This is a genomic window from Dehalobacter sp. TeCB1 (genome assembly GCF_001707455.1).
GTDB classification, from domain to species: domain Bacteria; phylum Bacillota; class Desulfitobacteriia; order Desulfitobacteriales; family Syntrophobotulaceae; genus Dehalobacter; species Dehalobacter restrictus.
The window spans coordinates 20,707-45,325 of the sequence record NZ_MCHF01000065.1 but is presented as its reverse complement, the minus strand read 5'-3'; the positions used below and the strand labels follow the sequence as shown (position 1 = coordinate 45,325).

Here is a 24,619-nt window from a genome sequence, read left to right as displayed (position 1 = left end):
TCGCGATGCCGCAGAGGCAACCGCCGCCGCCAAATGTTCCGCCGAAAGTACCTGCTCCAACTGCCATGTTTTTCACCTCCTGGTCAAAGAATACTATACCTGATAAATGCTGCATGCCAAAAATTGATTTAGAAGATAACGCCCAGAGCAATCAGGATCAGTACTGCAATAGCGATTATGCCAACACCGGCACCCATTCCGCAGCCGCGGCCATAACCATAAGAACCGTACATATTTTTTCCCCCTCCTCATATCTTAACTTCATAAGAACTGATTTCGAGATATCTTATTCAGAAGCCAGGCAAATTGCAACCTTAATTTTCCAATATTTCTATTAATTACTTTATGCATAACAAAAAAGGAAAGACATATGTCTCCCCCTATCTCCCGGGTTCGTGCTATTGTAAATCACGTATTGTTGTGCTAGGAGAGCAGAATAATAAATTCAGAACCTTCTCCGACTTTGCTTCGGACTGTGATTCTACCATTGTGGCCCAGGATAATGATCTTGGCAATCGCGAGTCCCAAGCCATAACCGCCCCGATCCTTCGTTCTGGACTGGTCGGAGCGGTAGAAACGGTCAAAGATGTGCTTCAACTCTTCATTTGTCATACCTGCACCGGTATCCTTAATACTTATCGCAATGGACTCCCCTTCTTTGCTAAGACGGACCGTAATCTGTCCGCCAGCCGGTGTATATTTCATCGCATTGTCCATAAAGATCCGACAGGCCTGTTTCATTAGGTTTCGATCGCCAAACATAGAGATTTCCTGATTGAGCTCATTATTGATTTGATGCCCGGAATCGATGATCTGGGTCTCTTTGATGACTTCCAGGAGCATTTCCGTGAGGCTGAATTCTTCCTTTTGATAGGCGAGCGTACTGTTGTCATGCCTGGCAAGAAACAGCAGTTTGTCAATCAGCTCCTGCATATTCCCGGCTTCATTTTTGATAGCCGTTATTGATTCCTGAAGAACTTCCTGATCGTTTTTTCCCCAGCGGTCCAGCATAACTGCATAGCCCTGTATCACGGCAATCGGTGTCCTTAGCTCATGCGAAGCATCGGATACAAACTGTTTCTGCCTATTATATTGGTCCTCTATTCTGTTCATCATTTCATTAAAGGTAAGCGCCAGTTCCTTCAGTTCATTTTTTGACCCGCCTACATTCAGCCTTAAATTCAGATTCTGTTCTGAAATTCCCTTTACCGTCTGGGTCATTTCGCGTATTGGTTCAAAAATTCCTCTCCCTGATAAGGCAATCGCAATCAGAGCCAGGAACAAGGCCGGTAAAGAGACAAAGAGCATAATCCTGGTGATGAACAGGATATCTGTAATTTCATCCTGAATGTTGGAAAAGATAATCATTCTTCCTGAAGTTCCGGCTGTTTCAAAATCCCTGTTAACGGATATGTAGATGTTTCCTTGATCCTTGGCCAATCCGAGCCAGTACTCAGAACCATATTCCCTCAAATTCTGGTCCGTAGCCATGAGCGTCTGCTGGCCCCGTTCAAAGATACGAAGCGGGGTCTGATGCTCCCGAGAGTAGGTTTCCAGTTCGAAATAAATCCTGCTTTCCGTGCTGAGAATCTTCTGGATTTCCAAATAATCCTGCTTAACCGTTTCCTGGATTCTAAATCCACCATAGACCAAAATGACGATAAGGCCCGCTCCCAACACTGTCCGCAAAAGTATGCCTGTATACCTCAAGGAAAGCTTTAAGCGAATTGAATAAGCGATCCTTTTCTGGATAAACGCATAAAGAAGCATAAAAAGATAAACCGGGAAAAAGATCACCTTTAAGATGTTTTTGAACATGCCCTTATCCGTTTTATTTTTGGTCATCATATTTTAAAAGATACCCGACCCCTCTTACGGTATGAATAAGTACCACATCATATCTTTGGTCAATTTTATTGCGCAGATACTTAATATAGACATCGGTGACATTGGTGTCTCCATAGTAGTCATATCCCCAGACATGGTCGAGGATTTTTTCGCGCGACAATACAATGCCTTTATTCTCCATCAAATATTTCAGAAGTTCAAATTCTTTCTTGGAGAGGGATATGTCTATCCCCTGATAGGTAACCCGATATTCATCCTTATACAAAATCAACGGCCCGGCTGCGATCACATTATTTTGATCTTCCTTTTTCCCTCTACGCTTCAGGATCACTCTGATCCTGGCAAGCAACTCTTCAATTGCAAATGACTTGGTCATATAGTCGTCGGCCCCGCTGTCAAGCCCCATTACTTTATCGGAAACATCATCTTTGGCAGTCAGCATGATGATCGGGATGTCCGATTCACGCCTTACTCTCCGGCAAATTTCAATACCACTGAGGCCGGGAAGCATAAGGTCCAGAATGATCAAATCTGCCTTTCCCGAGACTGCTTTTTCATAGCCTTCTCTTCCGTCGTGAGCAAGTTCTACCTCATAACCTTCATGGGCAAGCTCTAGTTCCAGGAACCTGGCTATTTTCACTTCATCTTCAATGACCAGAATTCTGGTTTTCATCCTTTCCTCCGCCCTCAATCAAAGTATTGCGACGACTCCATTATAATCGGAAATGAACCTGTAAACAACACAGGTTCATTTCTCATCAGCTCCTATCTCATCACTGGCACCCAGTCCATTCATCGGTACTAACCAATCGTGATCTCATTGTAGCCGTCTTCTTTTTTATCTTCATTCTTGGGGCCGGCTTCGGCCTGCGGACTGTTTTCTTGTTCCGCAGCCGGCTTTTCCCTCATTTTATCAGCCGCGGTTCTCACTTTGCTGCCAATACCGTCGACAAACTCGTTGATATTAACATCCTGCCCCTTTTCCTTTCTGATCCTAATCCGGTAGCCCATTACGTACAGCAGGATAAAAGCTGCAACATACAGCCCTATGATCGGCATTGTGATCAACACCGCCACAATCAGAATAATGATCGGTATATTTAGGATAATGTTCTGATCCTTTTCAATTATAAATCTTGTGACGCAGCCTTTTTGAATCAATGCCTTCACTTTTTTGCCAAAGCTCTGTTCTTTTGGACAGGTTTTCTGATTGAAACTTGAATTTGATTTATTCCCATGCATTTTTTCAAAGGCAATGATCGCATCAATCAAATCCCCGTCATACTTTTCTAATAGTTCTTTGGCTTCCTGATAACTGCAGTTGGTCCTTTTTCTCATCTCATCAATTTGTTCCATGCTGATACTCATAATTTTCATCTCCATTTCTAAACTATAGCTCTATTGTAATAACGTCAGATGAGACTGCGCTTAATTCAGGATTAAAACTTGATTAGAGTTTTGCATACACAGTATTATGGTTATGGTATAAACAAGGCACTTCGCTCATGAATGATCTTCGTTCGGCATTCGTTCAACCATGGACATCAAAATAAGACAAAATAGTCTTCGAAATATAGTTGACAACGTTTTCCCGGATCAATATAATAATTTCCATGCGAAACATTTGCATGAGAAATATCAGTATTTTTATACGGGTTTAAGGAGGCCTGTTTCTATGCAAAATAACCCCAGCGAAGTGGAAATTGTACAACTTTTTTCCGAAATTGGCAGATCTCTGAAGAAGACAATGCGTAAAAGTTTTGAATGCAACGGTTTAACGATGCCGCAAAGCATGGTGATGAGCACCCTGATAAAACGCGGTGAAATGAAGATATCCGAAATAAGCAGCGAACTGCATCTTTCCAACAGCACGATCTCAGGTATTATTGACCGTCTGGAAAAGCATGATTTGGTCATTCGGACCAGAAGCGAACAGGACAGACGCATTGTCTATGTTAAAGTGAGTCCAAAGTATGTTGACTTTCACCGGGAATTTCATCACCAAGCCGAAAAAGACTTGCAGAAAATACTGAGCAGAGCTACCCCTGAAGATATGAGAAAAATATTAGAGGGTTTGACTGCTTTAAAGAAGATCCTGGGTCAATGATGTACCTGACCTTCTTAAACAAAAGACACTCTAAACATTATAAGTGAGAAAGGATTTTGGGTTATGCTGAAATTATACCGTTATTTAAAACCTTTTAGACATCTGGTTTACGGCGTATTCATCCTCATTTTTCTCCAAACGCTCGGTGATCTGTATCTGCCTACGCTGATGTCAGATATCATCAATGACGGCGTCATGAATGGTGATACGCAGAAGATTTTGCATATAGGAGGAGTCATGCTTCTGGTCGCCGGAGTAGCCGCTGTATTTTCCATCCTGGCCAGTTTTTTATCCGCCAAGGCTGCCGTAGGGTTAGGAACTGTTTTGCGGAGCAAACTTTTTGGGAGAATCGAAAGTTTTTCTTTACATGAATTTGATAAAATCGGCACCGCGACGCTCATTACCCGGACGACAAATGACATCAACCAGGTCCAGACGGTTACCATCATGATTATGCGCATGATGATCAGCGCCCCGATCATGGCAATCGGCGGAATCATCCTGGCTTACCGGGAAGATAAGGCCCTTACTTGGGTATTTGCTGTCGCCATACCGGTTTTAGCAATTGTCATTGTGATGATTGCTTCCAAAATGATACCGCTGTTTCGATTGGTCCAGGGAAAAATTGACAGGATCAACCTGGTACTCAGGGAAAAACTTACCGGCGTCCGGGTCATCCGCGCCTTTAATACGATTGAACATGAAAAAAAGCGTTTTGATGCCGCCAACGTCGATCTCACAGACAACTACATTAAAGTAAATAAAATCATGGCATTTATGATGCCGACGATTATGCTGATTATGAACTTAACTTCACTGGCAATTCTTTGGTTTGGAGGCATCCGCATCAGTATCGGCGATATGGACCTGGGAGCCCTTTCCGCATTTACGCAGTATGCGATGCAGATCATGATGTCCATGTTGATGCTAGCCATGATGTTCATTATGGTTCCCCGGTCTCAGGCTGCAGCTGTCAGAATCAATGAAGTCCTGGAAACCGTACCTGAAATTGAAGATGCCAAGGACCTGAAGGATACTTTCACCGGTAAAGGCTATGTGGAATTCAAAGATGTCACCTTTAGTTACCACGGCGCAGAAGAACCCGCTATCCGAGATATATCTTTCGCCGCACGGCCTGGTGAATTCACAGCGATCATTGGCAGCACCGGTTCAGGGAAATCAACGCTTATCAACCTAATACCAAGGTTTTATGATGTCGACAGCGGCTCCGTCCTGATCGACGGTGTGGATGTCCGGGATATATCCCAGGAAAACCTTCGTCAAAAAATTGGTTTTGTGCCGCAAAAAGCGGTCCTCTTTTCGGGAACGATTGCCGAGAATATCCAGTTTGGCGGCAAACAGGCCACTGAAGAAGAAATTCAGCATGCTGCAGAAGTTGCCCAAGCCGCTGAATTCATCACCAAAATGGACGGTGGGTATGACCATGTCATCGCCCAAGGCGGCACCAATGTTTCCGGTGGTCAGAAACAGCGGTTGGCTATTGCGCGGGCCTTGGTCCGCAAGCCGGAAATCTATATTTTTGACGATAGTTTTTCTGCCCTGGATTTTAAAACGGATGCGCGTCTGCGAGCAGCGCTGAAACAGGAGATTGCCGAGGCAACCGTCCTTATTATCGCCCAAAGAGTAGGCACCGTCATGGACGCGGATCGAATCATTGTCCTGGACAATGGTCAAATCGCAGGCATTGGGACGCATAAGGAACTGTTGAATAGCTGCGAAGTCTATCGTGAAATTGTCTCATCCCAGCTGTCAGAGGAGGAAATCGCATGAGCGGCGAAAATAAAAACCAAAACACGATGCGCAATCGGCAGGGCCAAAGAGGACCGGGAGGACCGGGGGGACCGGGCAGCCACTTTGGTGCTCCCGTAGAAAAAGCTAAGAATTTCCGCGGAAGTCTGGCAAGGCTCCTTCAGTATTTAAAACCGCATAAAGTCCATTTAATTGTTGTATTGATCTTTGCAATCGCCAGTACATCTTTTACAATTGCAGCTCCTAAGGTAAGCAGTAAAGCAATCAACAAACTGCAGGATGCTTATATGGCGAGAATGATGCTGCAAAAAATGTCTGAGGCGCAGGAAAAGGGCGTTGACAGCATTTATACCCAGATGGCCGATGCCCAGCTGAAGGCCGTCGACCAGATCAGCCAGCAGATGGCGGACGCCGGAACCAGTAAACCAACCAACCCTGAATCTTTGAATACAGTCAAAGCACTGATTGCGCTGCCTGCAATTAATACGCTCCAAGATCCGCAGGAAAAAGCCAATACCGTCATTAAAATGTTGGATCTCCTCAATGCACTGCCAAATATGGGGGGGAACAGCACCGACAACAACACTCAGAACGGAACGGTGAAAAAGATCGATGCGGAAAGTATGAGTACAATCAAAACCTTCCTGCAATTACCGATGCTGAGTTCGGTGACGAATGCCGAAGAAAAAGCGGTTGTTTGCCAAAAGATTATTGATTTAGGGGAAAAGATGTCCGCAACCAGCGCGACAGGCTTGGATATGCCGAATACCCAGCAAAATGTCGAGTTTACCGATGATCAAATCAATGGCGCCATTACAGCGATCAGAGAAACGAACGGTGAATACGATTTCCATTATATCGGCATGATCGCCTTGATCCTGATTGGCATGTATCTCATCAGCGCCTTGTTCAGCCTGATCATGGGTCTTGTGATGTCAGGCGTTTCCCAGCGTACAGTCCGGGATCTACGCCGGGTAGTAGATAACAAGCTGGCCAAATTGCCCTTAAAATATTACGATATGCACCCTTATGGTGATATCTTAAGCCGCGTGACCAACGATATCGACACCATTGCCACTACCCTACAGCAAAGCTTAACCCAAATCATTACCTCCGTGATAACAATCATAGGTTATATTATCATGATGCTCACAATCAGTCCGGTTCTCACCCTGATTATTATCGCCTCATTGCCGCTGTACATGCTGTCCACCACAATGATCGCCAAGAAATCCCAAAAATACTTTGCCGTCCAGCAAAAAGAGCTGGGGGACCTCAGCAGCCATGTCGAAGAGATGTACACCGGGCATAAGATCGTTAAGGCTTTTGGCCATGAAAAGGATGCCATCGAAAAATTTGAATCCATCAATAACCGGCTTTATGGTGCAGGTTGGAAAGCCCAGTTCGTTTCCGGGATTATGTTCCCGCTGATGAACTTTATTAGTAATCTCAGTTATGTCGGCATCAGCATTGTCGGGGGCATCTGGATCACGCGCAATCTGTTAGGATTAGGTGATATCCTGGCCTTTATCCAATATTCACGTTCATTTACTATGCCGATCATCCAAACTGCCAATATCGCCAACGTTATCCAGTCTACTATTGCCTGCGCTGAACGCGTCTTTGAAGTTCTAGACGAACAGGAAGAAATTCCTGACAGTCCTGAAGCTGTGATTCTGGATATGCCCAAAGGAAATATCCGCATCGACCATGTCAGCTTCCGCTATACAGAAGATGTCCCGCTAATTGAAGATATGAACCTTGAAGTGAGGCAGGGAGATACCATCGCCATCGTCGGACCGACCGGTGCAGGTAAAACTACTCTGGTCAACCTCCTGATGCGGTTTTACGAGATCAGCTCAGGCAAAATCAGTATTGACGGTGTGGACATCAAGGATATGCCGCGCAGCGAGCTGCGTAAACTCTTTGGGATGGTCCTTCAGGATACTTGGCTGTTTAACGGCAGCATTAAAGATAATATCACCTACTCCAAAGAAGGCGCGACGATGGAACAAATCGTCCGCGCGGCCAAAGCAGCCCATGCCGACCATTTTATCCGGACACTTCCTGATGGCTATGATACGATTCTGAATGAGGAAGCGACCAATATCTCGCAGGGACAGAAGCAGCTGCTCACTATCGCCCGGGCTATTTTGGCCGATCCGGCAATATTGATTCTCGATGAAGCAACCAGCAGCGTGGACACCCGGACTGAAGTATTGATCCAGAAAGCAATGAAGAACCTGATGAAAGGCCGAACGAATTTTGTAATTGCGCACAGGCTTTCCACCATACGCGATGCTGAACTTATTCTGGTCATGAATAACGGCAGTATCATTGAAACAGGCAATCACAAAGAACTGCTGGCTAAAGGCGGATTCTACGCCGAATTATATAACAGCCAGTTCTCAGAAGACACGGATATTGCGGGATAACGCATCCTAGTGGTCTGAAGTCCCCAATTCGAAATCTTTCAGGGAGATGGTTTCAAAGAAGAATTTTTGGATTTTTTCGAGATTGCATTCCGTAGAAAACCTGATTCTTAACCCTTCTTCCTTGATGATTCCTGCACTCTGATGATTGCTGCCGATATCTTTCGGATAAAACTCAATGATGTTTGCGATCTTTTTCAAGCTGAAAATCACGGCTAGAGCTTTATAATCTTGTGTTCCGCTTCCCTCTTCAAAATAGATGACGACATCATGAACGCAGCTCATTTAGAACTTCTCCCGCCTTTCCTTGTAACTCGCTTCTGTCAATAGCATACCATGGCATTTTGTTCTGATGGACAATTTGCCGCAAAATGTAAAAAAACAACCTGAATGGTTGTTTTTTTACGATGGATGGCGAATCCCAGCCTCGTCCAAAAAACGATCAGGATCGTCTTTGTTAATACCCAGGAAACCAAGCACCTGCGGATCGACTTGTGCAGACTCCGCCTTGTGGATGCTTTTCCAGGAATAAATATCGGCAATATGCACTAAGGCAACCATTTCCTTGTCGATAACCTTTTCATCAAGCGGACAGTGGTGAAATAGAGCGGACTCCACAATTGAATACGGAAGCTCCCACCAATCCAACAAATGGCCGCCAATCTCCCCATGGGATACATCCGTAAATTCGATTTGCTCATAATAGTGGAATAAATCCCGGTTACCCATGTTCTTCTCAACTGCCCGCATATATTCGTCCCAAAAATTATTCAGCAGAACCACTTTGCCGACATCATGCAGTAATCCGGCCATTGAACTCGATTCTGGCATTTTCTTGTGATGGATCTTCTGGTAAAAAACATTCAGAATGGTATTGGTCGTTACGGCATGAAGCCAAAGCATCGCGATATCTCTTTGGTAACGCGCATTCTTTTCTCCTTTGGTTTCCTGATGCAGACAGGCACTCAAAACAATATTTTTGACATCCGTCAGTCCCAAATAATTGATAGCCTGGATGACCGAACCTGTTTTTACCCCTAAGTGGGCAGAGTTTGCTACCTGTAATACTTTCGCGGTTATGGAAGGATCACTTTCGATTGTTTTTGCAATTTCCTTCATGCCCGCATCCTGTTCGATCAGAGAATTAAATTTATTGAAGACATTCTGTGGGGATGGCAGAAATTCGATTTTGTTGATCATTTCAAGAAGATTTCGGTTTTTCAAAATCTTTTCCACTTCCAAAACCTGTTCAATGGTCCTGAGCAGGTCCTTGTTTTGCCACGGCTTAAACAGATAATGTTTTGCCAAACAATTCTGCTGTATTTTCAAAAGCATGCTTTTATCGACATGCCCGCTTAAAACGAGTCTGATCGTCGACGGATATTTTTCTTTGACCCGTGTCAAAAGCTCAAAGCCGTCCATCCCCTGCATATTGACATCCGTTACAATCAGATCAATTTTTTTTCTTCGAAGAATTTCCAGAGCCGCTTCACCGCTTTCTGCAGTAAGGATTTCATAGCTGCTGCCCAAAAAGGCCCTGTTCAGCGCCCGTAATATTGCTTTTTCATCATCAACAAATAAAATGGCTTCATTCATTTTCTTCACCTGTTCCAGCTTCCAGCTGCTGCTTGATGGGCAGCTGGATCATAAACCTCGTACTTACACCCGGCGTACTTTGAACTGAAATCTGCCCTCCGTGCGTATTAACAACAATATCGTAGGCAATACTGAGCCCAAGCCCCGTACCCTGCCCCACAGGTTTTGTCGTAAAAAACGGATTGAATATTTCTTTCAAGTTTTCCTTATGGATCCCTGTCCCATTGTCTTCGATCTGACACTGTACAAAATCACCGGCGACTTCTGTACTAACCATGATAGAGCCAAGCGTCTCCGGTTTTTTTGCTTTGATGGCGTAAACTGCATTTAGGACAATGTTCAAGAGCACTTGATTGACCTGATTACCCTTCGCCTGGATCAAAGGAAGCTCCCCAAACAGTTCGATCACCCTGGCATGGTGTTTAATCTCATTTCTAGCCACCAAAAGTGTATTCCTCAAACCGTTATTCAGATCATAATCTTCAAACTCATTGCCTTGATCCGCTCTGGAAAACGTTTTGAGTCCGGCTACAATTTCACTGATCCGTTTAAGACCATCCTCAATATCATAAAATAAATCTTCCAGGTCTGTTGAGATATGTTTCAGGTTGCTGGTTTCTTCAAGCTTTCTCAAATTCTCTATCTGCGGGGCAAGCCTATCCCTCTCACTTGGCGGCAGCTTCTCCAAGAAGCTGTGATAGGCACTGATCATATTGGTATACTGATCAAAATAAAGACGGGAGGTCTCAAAATTACTGGAAATATAACCAAGCGGATTATTGATTTCATGGGCAACCCCGGCAGCAAGCTGTCCAATCACAGCAAGCTTCTCTTGTTGGACCAGCTGTTCCTGTGTCCGGTTCAGGCGGCTGATTGTGTTTTTCAATTCTTCATCTGAGGCAATATTTTGCTGATACAATCCGGTAATTTTCTCATTCTGGCAGACTGCTTCCTGAAGCTGTATTCCCAGTTTGCGGTAACGGCCGATATTGACACTATATACAGCCGCCATAACGATCGTCAAGACTACAAATAAAAACAGCTGGATCACATAAGACAACATCGTCATCTGATAATATCCAGCAAGATAAGAATGAAAAATGATATAGACCATGGATAGTAATACTGTAACGGTAGTCGTAGCCATCATGATGCGGGTAACCCTCATCATAGCCAGCATGAGCAGAATATAAGCAAATGTTAATAAAGCCTGTCCAATAATATCATATAGTCTGACAGTTAAGAACAGAAGTGTCACAGAGGACAGCCCCGAGATCATCCAGGTTACCCGCTCCATATCCAAGTCCATTTTCGGGACAACGTGAAATCCCAGCGCTAAAACCAGCAAGACCAGACTATCTATGGAACATGCCTGCCAGTCGGTGGCAAGATAGAAATAACGGAAAACAAAATTAACAAGTGCTGCCAATAAGAGCAGCACAGAAGTATACATACTGACTATGATATTTTCATAATAGCTCATCAGATTTGCATCTTGCGTTTCGCGAAGCGAGGACAGAACATCAGGTATCGTTCTCATTTTAGAGTATCGGTTCATAGTCGCTCCCGTTTCTGGCTATTTTATAACCCAAATAAATTTTTCAGTTTTTTTGTGGAATTTCTGCTCACAGGAATATATTCTTTGGTATCTTTTAACTTTAAATTATACGCACTGTTGAACCAGGGACTGATTTTTTCAATTTTATCGATATTGACAATATAGCTTCGATGACACCGAAAAAAGCTGCCGGATCCAAGCTTCTTCTCCCACGAATTTAAAGAGTCAGGACTTTGATATTTTCCTTTTTCGGTGATAACAACAATATCCCCTTCAACTGCCGTTAAATAAATAACCTCCGACAGGTCAATCAGAATAATGGTTTCATCTTCCCATACAGGGATTTTTTTGATCTCCTGTTCCATTTTGCGTTCCGGATAGAAGTGTTCAGGTTTATCGGCAAGGGCTTTTTCTACCACTGAAATAACTTCTTCGTTTTCCCAAGGCTTGGTGAGGTAATAATAAATACTGCCTTCATTAATCGCTGAAATTGCAACATTAATGTCTGACGAACCAGTGATCAAAATTCTGACGGCATCCGGGTACTCTTCTCTTGAACGTTTTAACAGATCAATACCCAGCATTCCCGGCATATTTTGGTCACAAATGATCACGTCTATCGCGCTTTTTTGCAGAAAATCCAGCGCTTCTTCCGAGTTCGTTGCGGCAAACAGCTCGTATCCCCGGGAATGTAGGATACGCTTTAAAGCGTTGAGCACCATCGGTTCATCATCAACCAAAAGTATTCTTGCCATATCTTCCTTTCTATTTTATCTGTCCGGACCAGAAAATGAATAATTTTCCTTTTTATTCTCGGGTATATTCGACATTTTCTTTTTTATTCCTTTTTTGAGTTCTTTTTTTAGCTTTATTTATTTCCCTTTTCATCTTAAACGACCAATGGCAAATATTCATTCTAGTACTGCGTATTTTAAATAAATGGGCAACATATACAGTATGCTTTATATTAATTTTTATAAAGCTGGATTGTGTTTCTGCCCTGATATTTGGCCTGGTAAAGGGCAGCATCAGCCTGGGTAATCAGTTGATCTTTATTTTCCGCCAGATCAGGAAAAATTGAGAAACCGACCGAAAGCGTTAAAGTTCTTGTAACGTGACAATCCGGGAAAGAAAATCGCAGACTGTAAAATGCTTCTTTAAGTCTTTCCATGACAAAATGGACTTCTTCGACGCCGGAATCAGGCAAAATTACTGCAAATTCGTCCCCGCCGTAGCGGCAGGCAATATCTGACTTTCTCGTTGTGTTTTGGATCAGCCTGGCTGTTTTTCTTAGTATTTCATCACCGAAATAATGGCCATAGGAATCATTGTACATCTTAAAGTTATCAATATCGATCATACACAAGACAAGCGTACGATTGGCTCTGGTCGCCCTCGCAATCTCTTCGTCAAGCCTTTGCTGAAAATACCTGTGATTGTAGATCTCTGTCAGACCGTCTGTTACAGAAAGGGTCTCAAGTACTTTCTGGGTCTTTTTGTTGCGTTCAACTTCAATGGCAATAATCGCAGATCCCAAAAAGTTAGCCAGGATGAACACGGCAATAGCAAAATAATATGGGTCACCTTGTATTATTCCGAATCTGAATGGAGCAGTGATCCCTATGATGCTGTATATCAGCGTAACCACAAGGCCGGTATACCCAAAGATCAGCGGCATCAGCAACGTGACGACAGCCATTATACTCCCTATAATAATTCCCGGAGCTGTATTTAAATTACCAAAAAACAGCACCAAAACCAGGATCCCAATAAATAACAAGCAGATGATAAATTTGTTTTTCTGACTCAGTCTATGTTTGTCTAAAAAATCATGATCATCTTTTCGATTAACTAAATTCATTATATGACCCCCTATATAAACCTTACTTTTCAGCAAAAGCCGTTGTATGATTCTTTCAATTACATTGCGATAACATAAGATTATCTCATTAAGTCTTCTGTTGGGAGAATCTTCTACAGAATGTAAAAAAAACAACCTCAATGGTTGTTTTTTCTCAATGAATGGATTTGGTTTTCCATGCGTGCATCGGATTTTATCTCAGCCAGTGTTTACGCCAAAACAGGATAAGTACTGCTGTCACAATTAACACGGATACACCGAAAAAGAGCGGCATCCCCAAAGGCGAGTGGATCAGCGGCATTGCTTCAAAATTCATTCCAAAGAAGGAGGTAACCAGATTAATCGGCAGCAGGATCGTGGCCAGAAGCGTCAGAACTTTCATGATATCATTGGCCCGGTTGTCAATGGCCTGCTGGTAGGCTTCCATTAGGATTTCAATCAGCTCATGAGTCTGCCGTGCATTCTCAAGTTTCTGCTGGGTATCGGCAACCAGGTCTTTCCATGATGGCTTCCCCTGATCATGATTATCCATGGCTGCCAGTCTGCTGAAAATCGTCTGATGCGCATTCAGTGACTTCTTTAATCCGAGTATTTTTTTGTGAAGGTTAATTATTTCACTTCTTTGCCATCTTTCAGGAGTTTCCAGGATATTTTCTTCAATCCGGTCCACATCATCTTCCAGTAATTCCAGCTGGCGCTGATGATGTTCCAGTATTTCCATGCCGAGGAGCTGCGCCAGATCGGAAGGTGTCGTAAGCAGCCCTCTCCGGGCCCAGTCATTGATCTGCGACAGCTCAAGCCGGTCATTGCGCAGTATCGTCATATCATTCGCCGACAGAAAAAAGTAGATCGCAAATTCTTTGGTGTCATCAGCAAAATCGCTGTAACCAATAAAAAACAGAGAAGGGTGCAGACGTTCAAATCTTTGATTAAAGCTATTCCCCTGCGGATTCAGATTTCCCAGAACACGGTCGATCTCTGCAGATCCGGCAAATGCCAAGTGCCCGTTCAGGAGCTTCCATTCCTCAGCATTGAAGAGGGTTATGCTAAACTTTCCCTCTGCCGGAATCTGTTGTGATTCTATTTCTTTCAGGCCCTCCGGAGAGACAAGATAGTGTTGCAAGCCCTTTACCTCCCTTCACTTGACAATTCTCTGTAAACAGATCATCGGATAACCACGGTTATATCATTCTTACAATTTATGTATTCTAGCACAATCAAACCATCAGGTCATTAATCAGGGTGAAGACTTCCGCTTTGACACGTGCCAAGGTAGCATCCGCTTCAGCTCTGGTAGAACCTTTGATACAGAAATAAAAACGTATTTTTGGTTCCGTACCGGAAGGTCTTGCCATGACATATCCTCCCCCTTCAAAGGAAAAGCGAAGCGCATTCTCCCGAGGAAGATTGGTTTCTTCCGTCTTATTCTCCAGCGCATCCCACCGGACATTTTGCTGATAGTCATCAATAAACCGTACGCTGAGCCCCGCAACAGAAAGCGGCTTTGCCATCCGCAGTCTGTCCATTACAGCGGCAATCCGTTCCCGGCCTTCTTTGCCGCTCAGCGCAAAAGCGACCTGTTCATCGAGGAAAGTGCCGTAACGCGCAAAAAGTTCCGCCAGTATATCCGGTAAGGTTTTGTTCTCTATCTGCTTGTAATACAATGCCGCCTCAGCCAGCAGCGCAGAAGCCTGGACTGCATCCTTATCTCTGGCATACGTACCGGCCAGGTAACCATGGCTTTCTTCAAAGCCAAACAAAAATGTCCCCCAGCCCTGTACGTCCATCTCTTTGATCTTTTCTCCGATATATTTAAAGCCGACCAGCACATTCACTGTTTTGACGCCAAAATCAGCCGCAACTGCTTCGGCCAGGTCCGTAGAGGCTATCGTCTTGACGATCACGCCATTGTCCGGCAGTCTGTGGTTTCGTCTTCTTTGATCCAGGATATAATACGCCAGGATTACGCCAATCTGATTACCGGTAAAACGGCAATACTGACCATTTCTGTCCAGGGCATATGCTCCGAGGCGGTCTGCATCCGGATCGGTGGCCAGTACCAGGTCCGCCTGTGTCTTTTTTGCCAGTGTTAAAGCAAGCTCAAACGACTCCGGATCTTCCGGATTCGGGGATTTCACCGTCGGGAATTCCGGATCAGGTTGTTCCTGTTCTGCAACCATCCGGAAAGCCGTAAAGCCCATTTTGTTAAGGATGCTTTGAACAGGGATGCCGCCGGTTCCATGAAGCGGCGTGCAGACAATGTTCAGCTTTGTACCGTAAGTTTGTGTTAGTTCTGTATTCAGCAGACTATGAAGTATCTCAGCCTGATAGGCAGCATCCACCTGATCTCCTACCATCTGAACCATCCCTTCCTCCAGGGCTTTGATTCGGTCTGCCGGCACAATTCTCCAGTCTTCTCTTTCAGCCATCTTGGTAATGATCTGCTTAGCAGGAGCAGGCGGCAGCTGCCCGCCATCCTCCCAGTAGACCTTATAGCCGTTGTATTCCTTTGGATTATGGCTGGCCGTGATATTTACGCCGGCAATTGTCTGAAGATACCTGACAGCAAATGAAAGCTCAGGCGTCGGCCGCAGACCTTCAAACAGATAGACTTTAATCTGATTCACTGCCAGTACCAACGCTGCTTCCAGTGCAAAATCTTCGGAAAAATAGCGGCTGTCATACGCAATGACAACCCCTCGCTGACACGCCTCTGGTCCATGCTCCAAGATCGTGTCGGCCAATCCCTGTGTAACTTTGCGAATAACATAACGATTCAGGCGATTGGTTCCTGCGCCGAGAACCCCTCTGATGCCGCCGGTTCCAAACTCCAGAGTCGTATAGAATCGGTCCTCCAGCTCCTTCAGGTCGGTTATTTCCGCCAGTTCCCTTCTGCTGAGTTCGTCAAAGTAATCATTCTCCATCCAAAATTTCAAGGTGCTGTCATACTTTTGCTCTGAATACATGTTACTTTTCTCCTCACTGTTGATCAGACGCAACCTGGTATAAAGCCTCAAATTCACTGCCGCTCTTTTGACTTATAATCCTGTTTCCCCGATTCGCTTCAAGATGCTTAAGAATTTTATAGAGCATTTCGCGGTCTACTACAGACCCGTCTGCTTCAATTTCCAATGCAATTTCTTCAACCGTTAACCCTCCGGTTTTACATGCCCTTAGAACACGCAGGGCCAGGTTCTTTAATTGAATCATTTCCTGCGCACCTTTTTTAGCCATTTCTACAGCCGGTTGGTGATAAGCATTAACATGCACAAGCTGGGCATACATACTCACCGTACGTTCGTATAGGGCAATTAATACTCCGATCGTTACGGGGCTGAGGTCTCTCACTGTCAGCGTAATTGATTTTCGGCCCTTGTTTGACAGGGCATTCCTCGTGCCGAGCAGAAAAGCCTGTAAATAATCACCGCTGGTGCTTTCCTCGGCAATCAGGATTGAGTCTCCATCCCTGTCCTTCAGTACTTCGATGAAGGTCACAAAAAAGTTACTGGGCCCATCCAGCAGCTGCTGGATATAGGAATGCTGATCACTTGTTCCTTTATTTCCAAGTACTGTAATTCCCTGATGGACAATATTTCCGTCCAAGTCCTTTTCTTTTCCCAGAGACTCCATGATCAATTGCTGAAGATATTTCGGGAAAAGCTCCAAACGGTCTTTATAAGGAAGGATAACCATCTGCTGCCCGCCTTTGCCGCCTGTCAGAACGTACCACGCCAAGGCAGTCAGGGCTGCAGGGTTGCTTTTCGTATCCGTGTTCCTGGTTAGGGAGTTGCATTTCTTGGCCCCGTCCAAAAGGCCACAAATATCAATTCCCTGTAAAGCCAGCGGCAGCAGCCCCACAGCGGACAAGACAGAAGTCCGCCCGCCAACCCATTCCCAAACCGGGAAAGCGTCCAGCCAATCCTCTTTAATCCGTATCTGATCCAGTCTGCTTCCTGGTTGGGTGATACTGACCGCATGACGGCTGAAGTCCAACCCCCGGCTTACGTAAAAATGACGAACTTCTTCCATTCCGTTGCGGGTTTCAACCGTGCCGCCGCTTTTGGAGATTACGATCGTTAATGTTGCATCCGCCTTAGCATCCAGCTCAGCAAAAATACGATCCATACCGTCAGGATCTGTGTTATCGATAAAGTACAGCGAACAGGGATCACCTTTGTTTCCGAGCGCCTCGGAAACAAAACGCGGTCCTAAGGAAGATCCGCCAATGCCAACAATAATGACGTTCCGGAAAGGGCGTCCTTTTTGACCACATATAGTACCCGCATGAACATCCTGCGCAAAGTATAGAATACGGCGCAGGGTATCTTTGATTGCCGCGCCTATTTCCGGCTGCGGAGCTAATTCCGGATCACTCAGCCAATAATGCCCAACCATCCGCTGCTCGTCCGGGTTGGCAACCGCTCCCTGTTCCAAGGCCTGAATCTGGCAATACATGTCCTGCAGGCGTATTTCCATGTCATCCAGATACGTATCCGGAAATCCTGAACGGCTAACATCCACCTGGATTCCCAGTTCATTATCGAAATAAAAGTATTCCCGGAATTTCTGCCATTGTGACGTCACAATACAATCACCTCACCCGCTGGTAATGATACTCTACCCTGGACATTCCGATTCTATACCTCGCACGATGTGAGGCATAATATTTTAATTATAGCTGAAATGAATGAAAAAGTATTGCGCAATTTGTCGTGTCAAAAGCTCATTTATTTCATTCCGCTGCAATATCTTTGATATCCCTTTTTCCGCAGTAGACACGCAGGACATTCCCCACACCCATCACCTTTGATACCGTTATAACAGGTCAATGTCTCTTCTTGAATCATTGCAAGCACACCGAGATCGTCAGCCAGTTTCCAGGTTTCCGCCTTGTCGATCCACATCAGAGGGGTATGAATCACAAATTCGTAATCCATGGCGAGATTAAGGGTTACATTCAGGGACTTAACAAAAATATCCCGACAGTCCGGATAACCGCTGTAATCACTCTGAGAAACGCCGGTGATCAAATGTCTTACTCCCCTCTGTTTGGCAAAAACAGCTGCAAACGACAGAAAGAGCATATTCCTGCCGTCCACAAATGTGTTCGGTAACCGGTCGGGCGGCGAATTTTTCTCAACTTCAATCTCCGGCCTGGTCAACGAATTCGGTGCAAGCTGATTTAATAAACTGAGATCCAGCAGATGATGCTCAATCTGGTGCTTAGCACATATTTCTCTGGCACAATCCAATTCCAGCCGGTGTTTTTGCCCATAATCAAAGGACAGGGCAATGACTTCTGCAAATAACTGTCTGGCCCAAAAAAGACAGGTCGTACTGTCCTGGCCGCCGCTAAAAATGACCAAAGCTTTTTCATTTTTTTGCATGGCTTATACTCCTCTCTTTTCCGGATCCCAGATCACTTTATGTAGCTGAAGCTGCAAGCACACCCCCTCCATTTGATGCACAATCATAAATTTAACGATCTCAGACGGCGCAATGTGTGCAAAAACAGGACTGATAAATACCGCAGTTTTCTTGATCAGGCCGTAGGCACTTATGATTTCGCACGCCCTTGCCAGATCGTTTTGATCGCCAACCACGAATTTCACGGCATCCCGGCATGTCAGGACCTCAAAATTTGCTAAAACCATCTTGTCCTCCATACCGCTCGAAGCAAGTTTGTAGTCCATCGTAAATCCCGGACGGCGGTCAGCCTCTGTGCAAAAGGGCTTCAGACTGACGCTGCCATTCGTTTCAATCTCGACGGAAAGTGCCGGATCCTGGCACAGCAAGTCGGTCAGCGCTGCAATACCAGGTTGTATCAACGGCTCCCCGCCTGTCAGCGTGACGTTCTTTATACCTGTGGCCAGGACCTGTTTATAGAGCTCCGCTCCCGTCATTTCCCGGTAAGAAACACCCCCTTCATTAGCCCAGCGGGTGTCACAGTAAGTACATTGCAGATTACACCCGGCAAATCTGACAAAAACAGCCAGTTCTCCTGCCCGCGGTCCCTCTCCGTTAATGCTTGAAAAAATTTCTGCAACCCTGTATTTCATCTTAAATCACCATCTGCCTTCGTAGACTGCGCAATTCGCGGGCGTTTCAAACACACTGACCCTGGTCATTTGATATCCTTTACCCGTCAAAGCCTCGTAAAAGCACCTGGCAAAATTTTCGGCTGTTGTCCTGAAAGGCACCTCAATGACCCGGAAGCCGTCCTGAATAAGATGTTCCAGCGTACTTTTTCGCAGCGTTCCGTCTTCCACAAGCAAGGCATGATCATAGTCATCCGTCAGCTGTTTGAGATCCGCTTTCAGCTGGCTGAAATCAACAATCATCCCCCTGGCTTCTCCTTCATCTGCGAGTGTTTCAGATTCAATTTCCACAACCACTCGCCAGCTGTGGCCATGAATGTTCCGGCACTTGCCTGGATGGCCTGCCAGAAAGTGCGCGCTGTCAAAACTGTTTTCCACCTTCAACATGTACATATCATGCAACCTCCCCAAGAAACAAAAAAAGAGCTGCTGCTCTCCAAACAAAAAACTACCCAAGACGGTAGTGGTCCTAGTTTTGTTTAGAGACAGGATGGATTTCGAACTGTCTTTATTTTATTCATAAATTAAGCATATCATGCTAACGTTGATCTGTAAATGAGCTTTGTTGGTATTTGGGGAAGACGGCTTTTGAAGATTGCTTTGAAGATTGCTTCTTTTGAATTTATACTTTTTATTATACAATGATAGGATAGAATTTAGGGAAATAGATTCGGATAAAGAATAGGAGAATAAAGGATGGATAAATTAGTATTTGTCACCGGGCATAAGAATCCGGATACAGATTCCATATGTTCTGCAATCGCCTACGCGGAACTTAAAAAAAAGCTCGGTGTGAATGCTGTGCCCAAAAGGCTCGGTGATATTAACCGGGAAACTGAATTTGTTCTGAAGCATTTCGGCGTTGAAATTCCGGAACATCTTTTTACAGTCAAAACCCAGGTGGCAGATTTAAACGTTGATCAGGCTTTTCCCGTATCACCGGATATTTCGATTAAAACAGCCTGGCACCTTATGAAAAAAAACAATATCAAAACGATTCCCGTTATTGATGATCATGAGCGACTTTTAGGAATTGTAACCCTATCCGATATTACCAATAATTATATGGATGCCTTGGACAACAACACCATCGCTTCAACGAGAACGACCCTGCGCAATATCGCCGAAACGCTGAATGCGACATTGATCTGCGGTTCCCAGGAAGATTTCGAGACGACCGGCAAGGTTGTGGTTGCTGCTGTTGAACCCGATGATTTGCATTCGTTTGTTGAGCCGGGTGATATTGTGATCACGGGAAACCGGCTGGATATCCAGTTGAAAGCTCTGGAATACGGTACCACCTGCCTGATCCTCACCTGCGGCGGGGATCCGTCACAAGAGTTGATCGAAGAAGCCCGCAGCAGGAATATTGTTTTGTTGACGACTCCGATTGACACCTATACGACCGTAAGGCTGGTGAATCAGAGCATACCGGTAGGTGCCGTCATGACCAGCCAGAACCTTATATCGTTTAACATTGATGACTTTATTGATGATATTCAGGATAAAATGTTAAAAACCAGATACCGGAGCTATCCAATTGTTGATGACAACAACCGGATCCAAGGATTCATCTCCAGATATCATTTGATTTCACAGAGAAAGAAAAACGTTATTCTGGTGGATCACAATGAAAAATCCCAGACTGTCAATGGCATTGAAGAGGCAGAAATCCTTGAGATTATCGATCACCATCGACTCGGTGATATTCAGACGGCCAGTCCGATTTTCCTTCGCAACGAACCGGTAGGCAGTACCTCGACCATTGTTGCCAATATGTTTTTTGAGATGGGAATTCGTCCTTCGAAGAGCATCGCCGGGATTCTTTGCTCCGCCATCCTGTCCGATACGCTGAAATTCAAATCTCCGACCAGTACCTACGTCGACAGGATGACGGCCGAAAAGCTGGCCGAAATAGCCGGGATTGACGATATGGACAAGTACGCCAATCAAATGTTCAAAGAAGGCTCTTCTCTGCAGGGAAAAACACTCAAGGAGATATTCTATCAGGATTTCAAAGATTATACCTTTGGCAAATACAGGATTGGAATCGGGCAGGTCTTCACCATGGACAAGGAAAAGATCTCGGAGATGGAAGATTCACTGATTGCGTTCATGAAACAGCTTTGTGCCGAAAGAGGCTATCATTTGCTGATGCTTTTTGTGACCGATATTCTTGACCAGACCTCAGAAGTCTTATTTTCCGGAGAAGAAAAAGAATTAATCTCGCTTGCTTTTAACGTTGATCTGGGTGAAAACAGCGTTTGCCTGCCCGGCATCGTTTCCAGAAAGAAACAGGTTGTTCCTTTAATTTCAGTGGCTGTCGACAAATAATTTATTTTAATAATAAGTTCAACAGCCCAATCACGAAACCAATCAAGGCTCCCAGATTAACAACAGCGTTCAACTCGTTTTTCATTACCGAAAGCACAAGTCTCTCAATCTCCAGAACATCCATATCATTTACCTTTTTTTCGACAACACCGGCTATATCAAACTGTTGGATATAGCCTCCAAGCTTTTTCTGCACGAATACCGAATAGATTCTGTCAACCATACCGGTAAGATGTCTTTCCTCAATCTCAATTTTTTGCATGAATGCCGCTAAGGGTTGATTCTCAAGAACCGCCAGTTCTTCTCTCACGATGGACTGGATCATATCCTGGCCGTTTTCCTGGATGTATGCGTCAACCTTTGCTCCGATCGGAGCAGCCACAGACATAATTAATTGGTCATTGACCATCAGCGCGAGCATTGTGCCATGAACCTTTTCCTTAATCGCGCGTCTGCCCTCCCGCACAATGACTGTGCCGATATCCATCTTAGAGACTCCGGACATGATCTTGCTGCAAATGATGTTTTCGGCTTGTTCTCTCAGAACCTGATAGGCATCCTGTGAAACAAACCCAGCGAAGATATTTTTTAGGGTATGATGCTCATCCATTTCATAAAGTGAGCTGCCAATTTCCTGAACGATTGCGTTTTTTATGTTTTCTGACAAGAACATATTCTCTACATCTTTACTGGTTAAAAGGTTGTTCCCGACCGCATTGCCCAATGCTTTGGCAAGCTGCCCCTTTCTCTTTGGAAAAATGCCGGGAGTAAACGGCAATGCCCAATTCCCAATTTTAATTGGGTTGATGGGCCGAAAGAGCATCTTAACCGCAATGTAGTTTGTGACATAACCGATGATAGCGCCGATAACCGGGCCTGCTGCAATTTGAATTAGATTCATTGATGATTCTCCTCTTAAATAAATCGGAATAAATAAGTACGGATTCGCAATACCAATGTATATTTTAGCGATTATTCAATTATTTGTATAGCTATAATTGTACATCCTGTAATTGTTGACAAACAAAGGGAATTTAACGTGTACTTCTTATATACCCCCTTGGGGTATATAAGAAGTACACTCAATAACTGGGGAGGGTTTCAGCAAATGAGTCAGGATAAGCATCGTTCCAAGATGGTGAAAATGGTCAATGTCACTTTTCAAAAATCCGCCTGCCAAGCGGACGAATGCGTCGTGAAAGTTCCATCCGGCAGTACCATACTTCAAGCGGCAATCACTGCCGGCGTAGATCTTCATAGTGCCTGCGGCGGCAAAGGAACCTGCGGCAAATGCCGCGTCATCCTGCCCCCGGAAGACCGTACTGAACCGCTGCCGGAAGAAAAAAAATTCTTAAGTGCTGAACAAATTGACGCTGGTGTTGTCCTGGCCTGCAAACGAACTGTCGAATCCGACAGGCAGATCATCCTGATCGAACAAAAAGATGTGTTTGACCGCAAAACACGACTTGAAGATGACAACCGTGTCTTTGAACTTGTACCGCTGGTACACAAACATGCTGTACACGTGAGTGTTCCAAGCACTTCAGATCAGCGTTCCGATTGGGAACGTTTGGCCGCAGGGCTTCCCGCATCGGCTGCTTCGCTGCGTTTTAACCGCGGGATTGCCGCCAAATTGCCCAGAATTCTGCGTGATGCTTCTTTCCAGGTTACGGCTGTTACTGCCGGAAATGACCTGCTGGCTGTCGAATCCGGAAATACGCTGGACCGAACCTTCGGCTTGGCCATTGACATTGGAACTACGACCGTGGTGGCTTATTTGATGAATCTAAACAACGGAAAAATTATTGCGCGTGAGGCAATAACCAATCCTCAGCAGGGCGCGGGAGCTGATGTCATTTCCAGAATCAACTATGCCTCAGATCACCCCGACGGCTTGGTTCAACTGCAGATACAGGTTGTCGAAGGTTTAAATCAGATCATCGCCAATATGTGCAGGCAGAAAGGCATTGCCCCCGAGGAGATTTACCAAGCTGTTGTCGTCGGCAATACCACAATGAGCCATTTATTCCTCGGTATTGACCCAACCTATCTGGGTCCTGCACCTTTTATCCCGGGTTTCCGCCAGGCGGTTACCGTCAAGGCTTCCGAGCTGGGACTCCGGATTCTAAGCGATTCACCAGTCACCGTCCTGCCGATTGTCGCGGGCTATGTCGGTTCCGATACGGTCGGTGTCATGCTTTCGGGGAAGATTGACCAATTGAAAGGCATTCATCTCTTTATCGATATCGGAACGAATGGGGAAATGGTTTTAGCTGGAAAGGGAAGAATTCTGACCTGTTCTACTGCAGCCGGTCCGGCCTTTGAAGGTGCCGGAATCAAATTTGGCATGCGAGCTGCCGACGGAGCAATCGAACGTGTTAAGATTACGGACGACGTGGAACTTGGGGTCATCGGCAAAGAAAATGAATCTGTACGTGGCATCTGCGGCTCCGGTTTGATTGATGCTATTTCCGAAATGCACAAAGCCGGGATTATCAATTCGCGGGGACGCATCATCGACCACGCAAGCGCCTCTGAACTACCACCGGCACTTCGGGACAGAATCCTGAATGACAATGGGATCCGAGAGTTTGTCCTGGCCTGGAAAGAATCGGCCACTGGGGAAAATATCACGATCACCCAAATGGATATCCGCGCACTTCAGCTGGCCAAAGGTGCCGTGCTCGCAGGGGTCCGGATCCTGATGATCCATCTCGGTGTCAAACCGGACGATCTTGAAATGATTCATTTGGCAGGCGCGTTTGGCAACTATATCGCCAAAGAAAGCGCCCTTGGCATTGGCCTCCTGCCGCAGGTCCCCGTCGAAAAAATCCAATCTATCGGCAACGCTGCAGGCAACGGTGCCCAGATGGCCCTGCTTTCGACCATTGAAATGAGCAGAGCAAATCGTCTCGCCCGGGATGCCGAACATATCGAGCTGTCCACCGAAGAGCTTTTCCAGGATGAATACATGGAATCTCTCGCTTTAGGACAGCGTTATTGATGTAAAACTAT

At 45.2% G+C, this 24,619-nt stretch carries 20 protein-coding genes; 5 read left to right on the top strand and 15 right to left on the bottom strand.

Annotation, left to right across the window (positions count from 1 at the left end; all coding sequences use genetic code 11):
- Positions 1–423: 423 nt before the first annotated feature.
- From A7D23_RS13630 to A7D23_RS13620, 3 genes are all read right to left on the bottom strand, one after another.
- Positions 424–1,818, bottom strand: a complete 1,395-nt coding sequence (locus tag A7D23_RS13630; protein WP_242871537.1) for an ATP-binding protein — start codon at positions 1,816–1,818, stop codon at positions 424–426.
- A 13-nt stretch (positions 1,819–1,831) separates the two neighbouring features.
- Positions 1,832–2,521 carry a response regulator transcription factor gene (locus A7D23_RS13625; protein ID WP_025206200.1) on the bottom strand — a complete coding sequence of 230 codons (690 nt, stop codon included), beginning with the start codon at positions 2,519–2,521 and terminating at the stop codon, positions 1,832–1,834.
- Between the two features lie 128 nt (positions 2,522–2,649).
- Entirely contained in the window at positions 2,650–3,216 is a 567-nt protein-coding gene (locus tag A7D23_RS13620; protein WP_242836973.1) for a DUF4342 domain-containing protein, read from the bottom strand.
- A 307-nt stretch (positions 3,217–3,523) separates the two neighbouring features.
- Between A7D23_RS13620 and A7D23_RS13615 the strand changes: the two genes are divergently transcribed.
- From A7D23_RS13615 to A7D23_RS13605, 3 genes are all read left to right on the top strand, one after another.
- On the top strand, positions 3,524–3,955 hold the full coding sequence (locus A7D23_RS13615) for a MarR family transcriptional regulator (RefSeq protein WP_025206202.1): 432 nt from the start codon (positions 3,524–3,526) through the stop codon (positions 3,953–3,955).
- 63 nt (positions 3,956–4,018) lie between these two features.
- Complete coding sequence (locus A7D23_RS13610) at positions 4,019–5,746, top strand: ABC transporter ATP-binding protein (RefSeq protein WP_025206203.1); 1,728 nt, start codon at positions 4,019–4,021, stop codon at positions 5,744–5,746.
- Positions 5,743–8,160, top strand: a complete 2,418-nt coding sequence (locus tag A7D23_RS13605; protein ID WP_025206204.1) for an ABC transporter ATP-binding protein — start codon at positions 5,743–5,745, stop codon at positions 8,158–8,160. Before A7D23_RS13610 ends, A7D23_RS13605 begins: the two co-directional genes overlap by 4 nt.
- 6 nt (positions 8,161–8,166) lie before the next feature.
- On the opposite strand, the gene A7D23_RS13600 is transcribed toward A7D23_RS13605, so the two are convergent.
- From A7D23_RS13600 to queD, 11 genes are all read right to left on the bottom strand, one after another.
- Positions 8,167–8,442 (bottom strand): histidine kinase, encoded by a 276-nt coding sequence (locus A7D23_RS13600; protein WP_025206205.1) that lies wholly within the window; start codon positions 8,440–8,442, stop codon positions 8,167–8,169.
- A 117-nt stretch (positions 8,443–8,559) separates the two neighbouring features.
- Complete coding sequence (locus A7D23_RS13595) at positions 8,560–9,753, bottom strand: HDOD domain-containing protein (protein WP_025206206.1); 1,194 nt, start codon at positions 9,751–9,753, stop codon at positions 8,560–8,562.
- Positions 9,746–11,311 carry an ATP-binding protein gene (locus A7D23_RS13590; protein ID WP_068884146.1) on the bottom strand — a complete coding sequence of 522 codons (1,566 nt, stop codon included), beginning with the start codon at positions 11,309–11,311 and terminating at the stop codon, positions 9,746–9,748. Before A7D23_RS13590 ends, A7D23_RS13595 begins: the two co-directional genes overlap by 8 nt.
- Before the next feature lie 23 nt (positions 11,312–11,334).
- Positions 11,335–12,066, bottom strand: coding sequence for a LytTR family transcriptional regulator DNA-binding domain-containing protein (locus tag A7D23_RS13585; RefSeq protein ID WP_025206208.1), 732 nt, complete (start codon positions 12,064–12,066; stop codon positions 11,335–11,337).
- A gap of 212 nt (positions 12,067–12,278) precedes the next feature.
- A complete protein-coding gene (locus A7D23_RS13580; RefSeq protein ID WP_025206209.1) occupies positions 12,279–13,172 on the bottom strand; it encodes a GGDEF domain-containing protein in 894 nt (297 codons plus the stop codon).
- A 193-nt stretch (positions 13,173–13,365) separates the two neighbouring features.
- Positions 13,366–14,295, bottom strand: a complete 930-nt coding sequence (locus A7D23_RS13575) for a CorA family divalent cation transporter (protein ID WP_019224628.1) — start codon at positions 14,293–14,295, stop codon at positions 13,366–13,368.
- A gap of 94 nt (positions 14,296–14,389) precedes the next feature.
- A complete protein-coding gene (locus A7D23_RS13570) occupies positions 14,390–16,138 on the bottom strand; it encodes a phospho-sugar mutase (protein ID WP_019224627.1) in 1,749 nt (582 codons plus the stop codon).
- A 13-nt stretch (positions 16,139–16,151) separates the two neighbouring features.
- Complete coding sequence (locus A7D23_RS13565) at positions 16,152–17,756, bottom strand: glucose-6-phosphate isomerase (protein WP_019224626.1); 1,605 nt, start codon at positions 17,754–17,756, stop codon at positions 16,152–16,154.
- 143 nt (positions 17,757–17,899) lie between these two features.
- On the bottom strand, positions 17,900–18,559 hold the full coding sequence (gene queC, locus A7D23_RS13560) for a 7-cyano-7-deazaguanine synthase QueC (protein ID WP_019224625.1): 660 nt from the start codon (positions 18,557–18,559) through the stop codon (positions 17,900–17,902).
- 3 nt (positions 18,560–18,562) lie between these two features.
- The gene (gene queE, locus A7D23_RS13555) at positions 18,563–19,231 is read right to left on the bottom strand and encodes a putative 7-carboxy-7-deazaguanine synthase QueE (protein ID WP_019224624.1); all 669 of its coding nucleotides are present in this window, start codon (positions 19,229–19,231) and stop codon (positions 18,563–18,565) included.
- Positions 19,232–19,237: 6 nt separating this feature from the next.
- A complete protein-coding gene (gene queD, locus A7D23_RS13550) occupies positions 19,238–19,663 on the bottom strand; it encodes a 6-carboxytetrahydropterin synthase QueD (protein WP_019224623.1) in 426 nt (141 codons plus the stop codon).
- A 303-nt stretch (positions 19,664–19,966) separates the two neighbouring features.
- Here queD and A7D23_RS13545 point away from each other — a divergent pair, with 303 nt between their 5' ends.
- Complete coding sequence (locus tag A7D23_RS13545; protein ID WP_019224622.1) at positions 19,967–21,604, top strand: putative manganese-dependent inorganic diphosphatase; 1,638 nt, start codon at positions 19,967–19,969, stop codon at positions 21,602–21,604.
- 1 nt (position 21,605) lies between these two features.
- Here the strand turns inward: A7D23_RS13545 and A7D23_RS13540 are convergent, their stop codons facing one another.
- On the bottom strand, positions 21,606–22,505 hold the full coding sequence (locus tag A7D23_RS13540) for a DUF445 family protein (RefSeq protein WP_019224621.1): 900 nt from the start codon (positions 22,503–22,505) through the stop codon (positions 21,606–21,608).
- A gap of 207 nt (positions 22,506–22,712) precedes the next feature.
- Here A7D23_RS13540 and A7D23_RS13535 point away from each other — a divergent pair, with 207 nt between their 5' ends.
- The gene (locus A7D23_RS13535) at positions 22,713–24,608 is read left to right on the top strand and encodes an ASKHA domain-containing protein (RefSeq protein WP_019224620.1); all 1,896 of its coding nucleotides are present in this window, start codon (positions 22,713–22,715) and stop codon (positions 24,606–24,608) included.
- Positions 24,609–24,619 lie beyond the last annotated feature (11 nt).

What these genes read in the sequence shown, in the direction of transcription:
- A7D23_RS13545 (WP_019224622.1), top strand. Translation starts at nt 19,967, where the DNA reads ATGGATAAATTAGTATTTGTCACCGGGCATAAGAATCCGGATACAGAT.
- A7D23_RS13620 (WP_242836973.1), bottom strand. Translation starts at nt 3,216, where the DNA reads ATGAGTATCAGCATGGAACAAATTGATGAGATGAGAAAAAGGACCAAC.
- A7D23_RS13570 (WP_019224627.1), bottom strand. Translation starts at nt 16,138, where the DNA reads ATGTATTCAGAGCAAAAGTATGACAGCACCTTGAAATTTTGGATGGAG.
- A7D23_RS13610 (WP_025206203.1), top strand. Translation starts at nt 4,019, where the DNA reads ATGCTGAAATTATACCGTTATTTAAAACCTTTTAGACATCTGGTTTAC.
- A7D23_RS13585 (WP_025206208.1), bottom strand. Translation starts at nt 12,066, where the DNA reads ATGGCAAGAATACTTTTGGTTGATGATGAACCGATGGTGCTCAACGCT.
- A7D23_RS13615 (WP_025206202.1), top strand. Translation starts at nt 3,524, where the DNA reads ATGCAAAATAACCCCAGCGAAGTGGAAATTGTACAACTTTTTTCCGAA.
- A7D23_RS13540 (WP_019224621.1), bottom strand. Translation starts at nt 22,505, where the DNA reads ATGAATCTAATTCAAATTGCAGCAGGCCCGGTTATCGGCGCTATCATC.
- A7D23_RS13630 (WP_242871537.1), bottom strand. Translation starts at nt 1,818, where the DNA reads ATGTTCAAAAACATCTTAAAGGTGATCTTTTTCCCGGTTTATCTTTTT.
- A7D23_RS13590 (WP_068884146.1), bottom strand. Translation starts at nt 11,311, where the DNA reads ATGAACCGATACTCTAAAATGAGAACGATACCTGATGTTCTGTCCTCG.
- queC (WP_019224625.1), bottom strand. Translation starts at nt 18,559, where the DNA reads ATGCAAAAAAATGAAAAAGCTTTGGTCATTTTTAGCGGCGGCCAGGAC.
- A7D23_RS13625 (WP_025206200.1), bottom strand. Translation starts at nt 2,521, where the DNA reads ATGAAAACCAGAATTCTGGTCATTGAAGATGAAGTGAAAATAGCCAGG.
- A7D23_RS13580 (WP_025206209.1), bottom strand. Translation starts at nt 13,172, where the DNA reads ATGAATTTAGTTAATCGAAAAGATGATCATGATTTTTTAGACAAACAT.
- queE (WP_019224624.1), bottom strand. Translation starts at nt 19,231, where the DNA reads ATGAAATACAGGGTTGCAGAAATTTTTTCAAGCATTAACGGAGAGGGA.
- A7D23_RS13605 (WP_025206204.1), top strand. Translation starts at nt 5,743, where the DNA reads ATGAGCGGCGAAAATAAAAACCAAAACACGATGCGCAATCGGCAGGGC.
- A7D23_RS13595 (WP_025206206.1), bottom strand. Translation starts at nt 9,753, where the DNA reads ATGAATGAAGCCATTTTATTTGTTGATGATGAAAAAGCAATATTACGG.
- A7D23_RS13600 (WP_025206205.1), bottom strand. Translation starts at nt 8,442, where the DNA reads ATGAGCTGCGTTCATGATGTCGTCATCTATTTTGAAGAGGGAAGCGGA.
- A7D23_RS13535 (WP_019224620.1), top strand. Translation starts at nt 22,713, where the DNA reads ATGAGTCAGGATAAGCATCGTTCCAAGATGGTGAAAATGGTCAATGTC.
- queD (WP_019224623.1), bottom strand. Translation starts at nt 19,663, where the DNA reads ATGTACATGTTGAAGGTGGAAAACAGTTTTGACAGCGCGCACTTTCTG.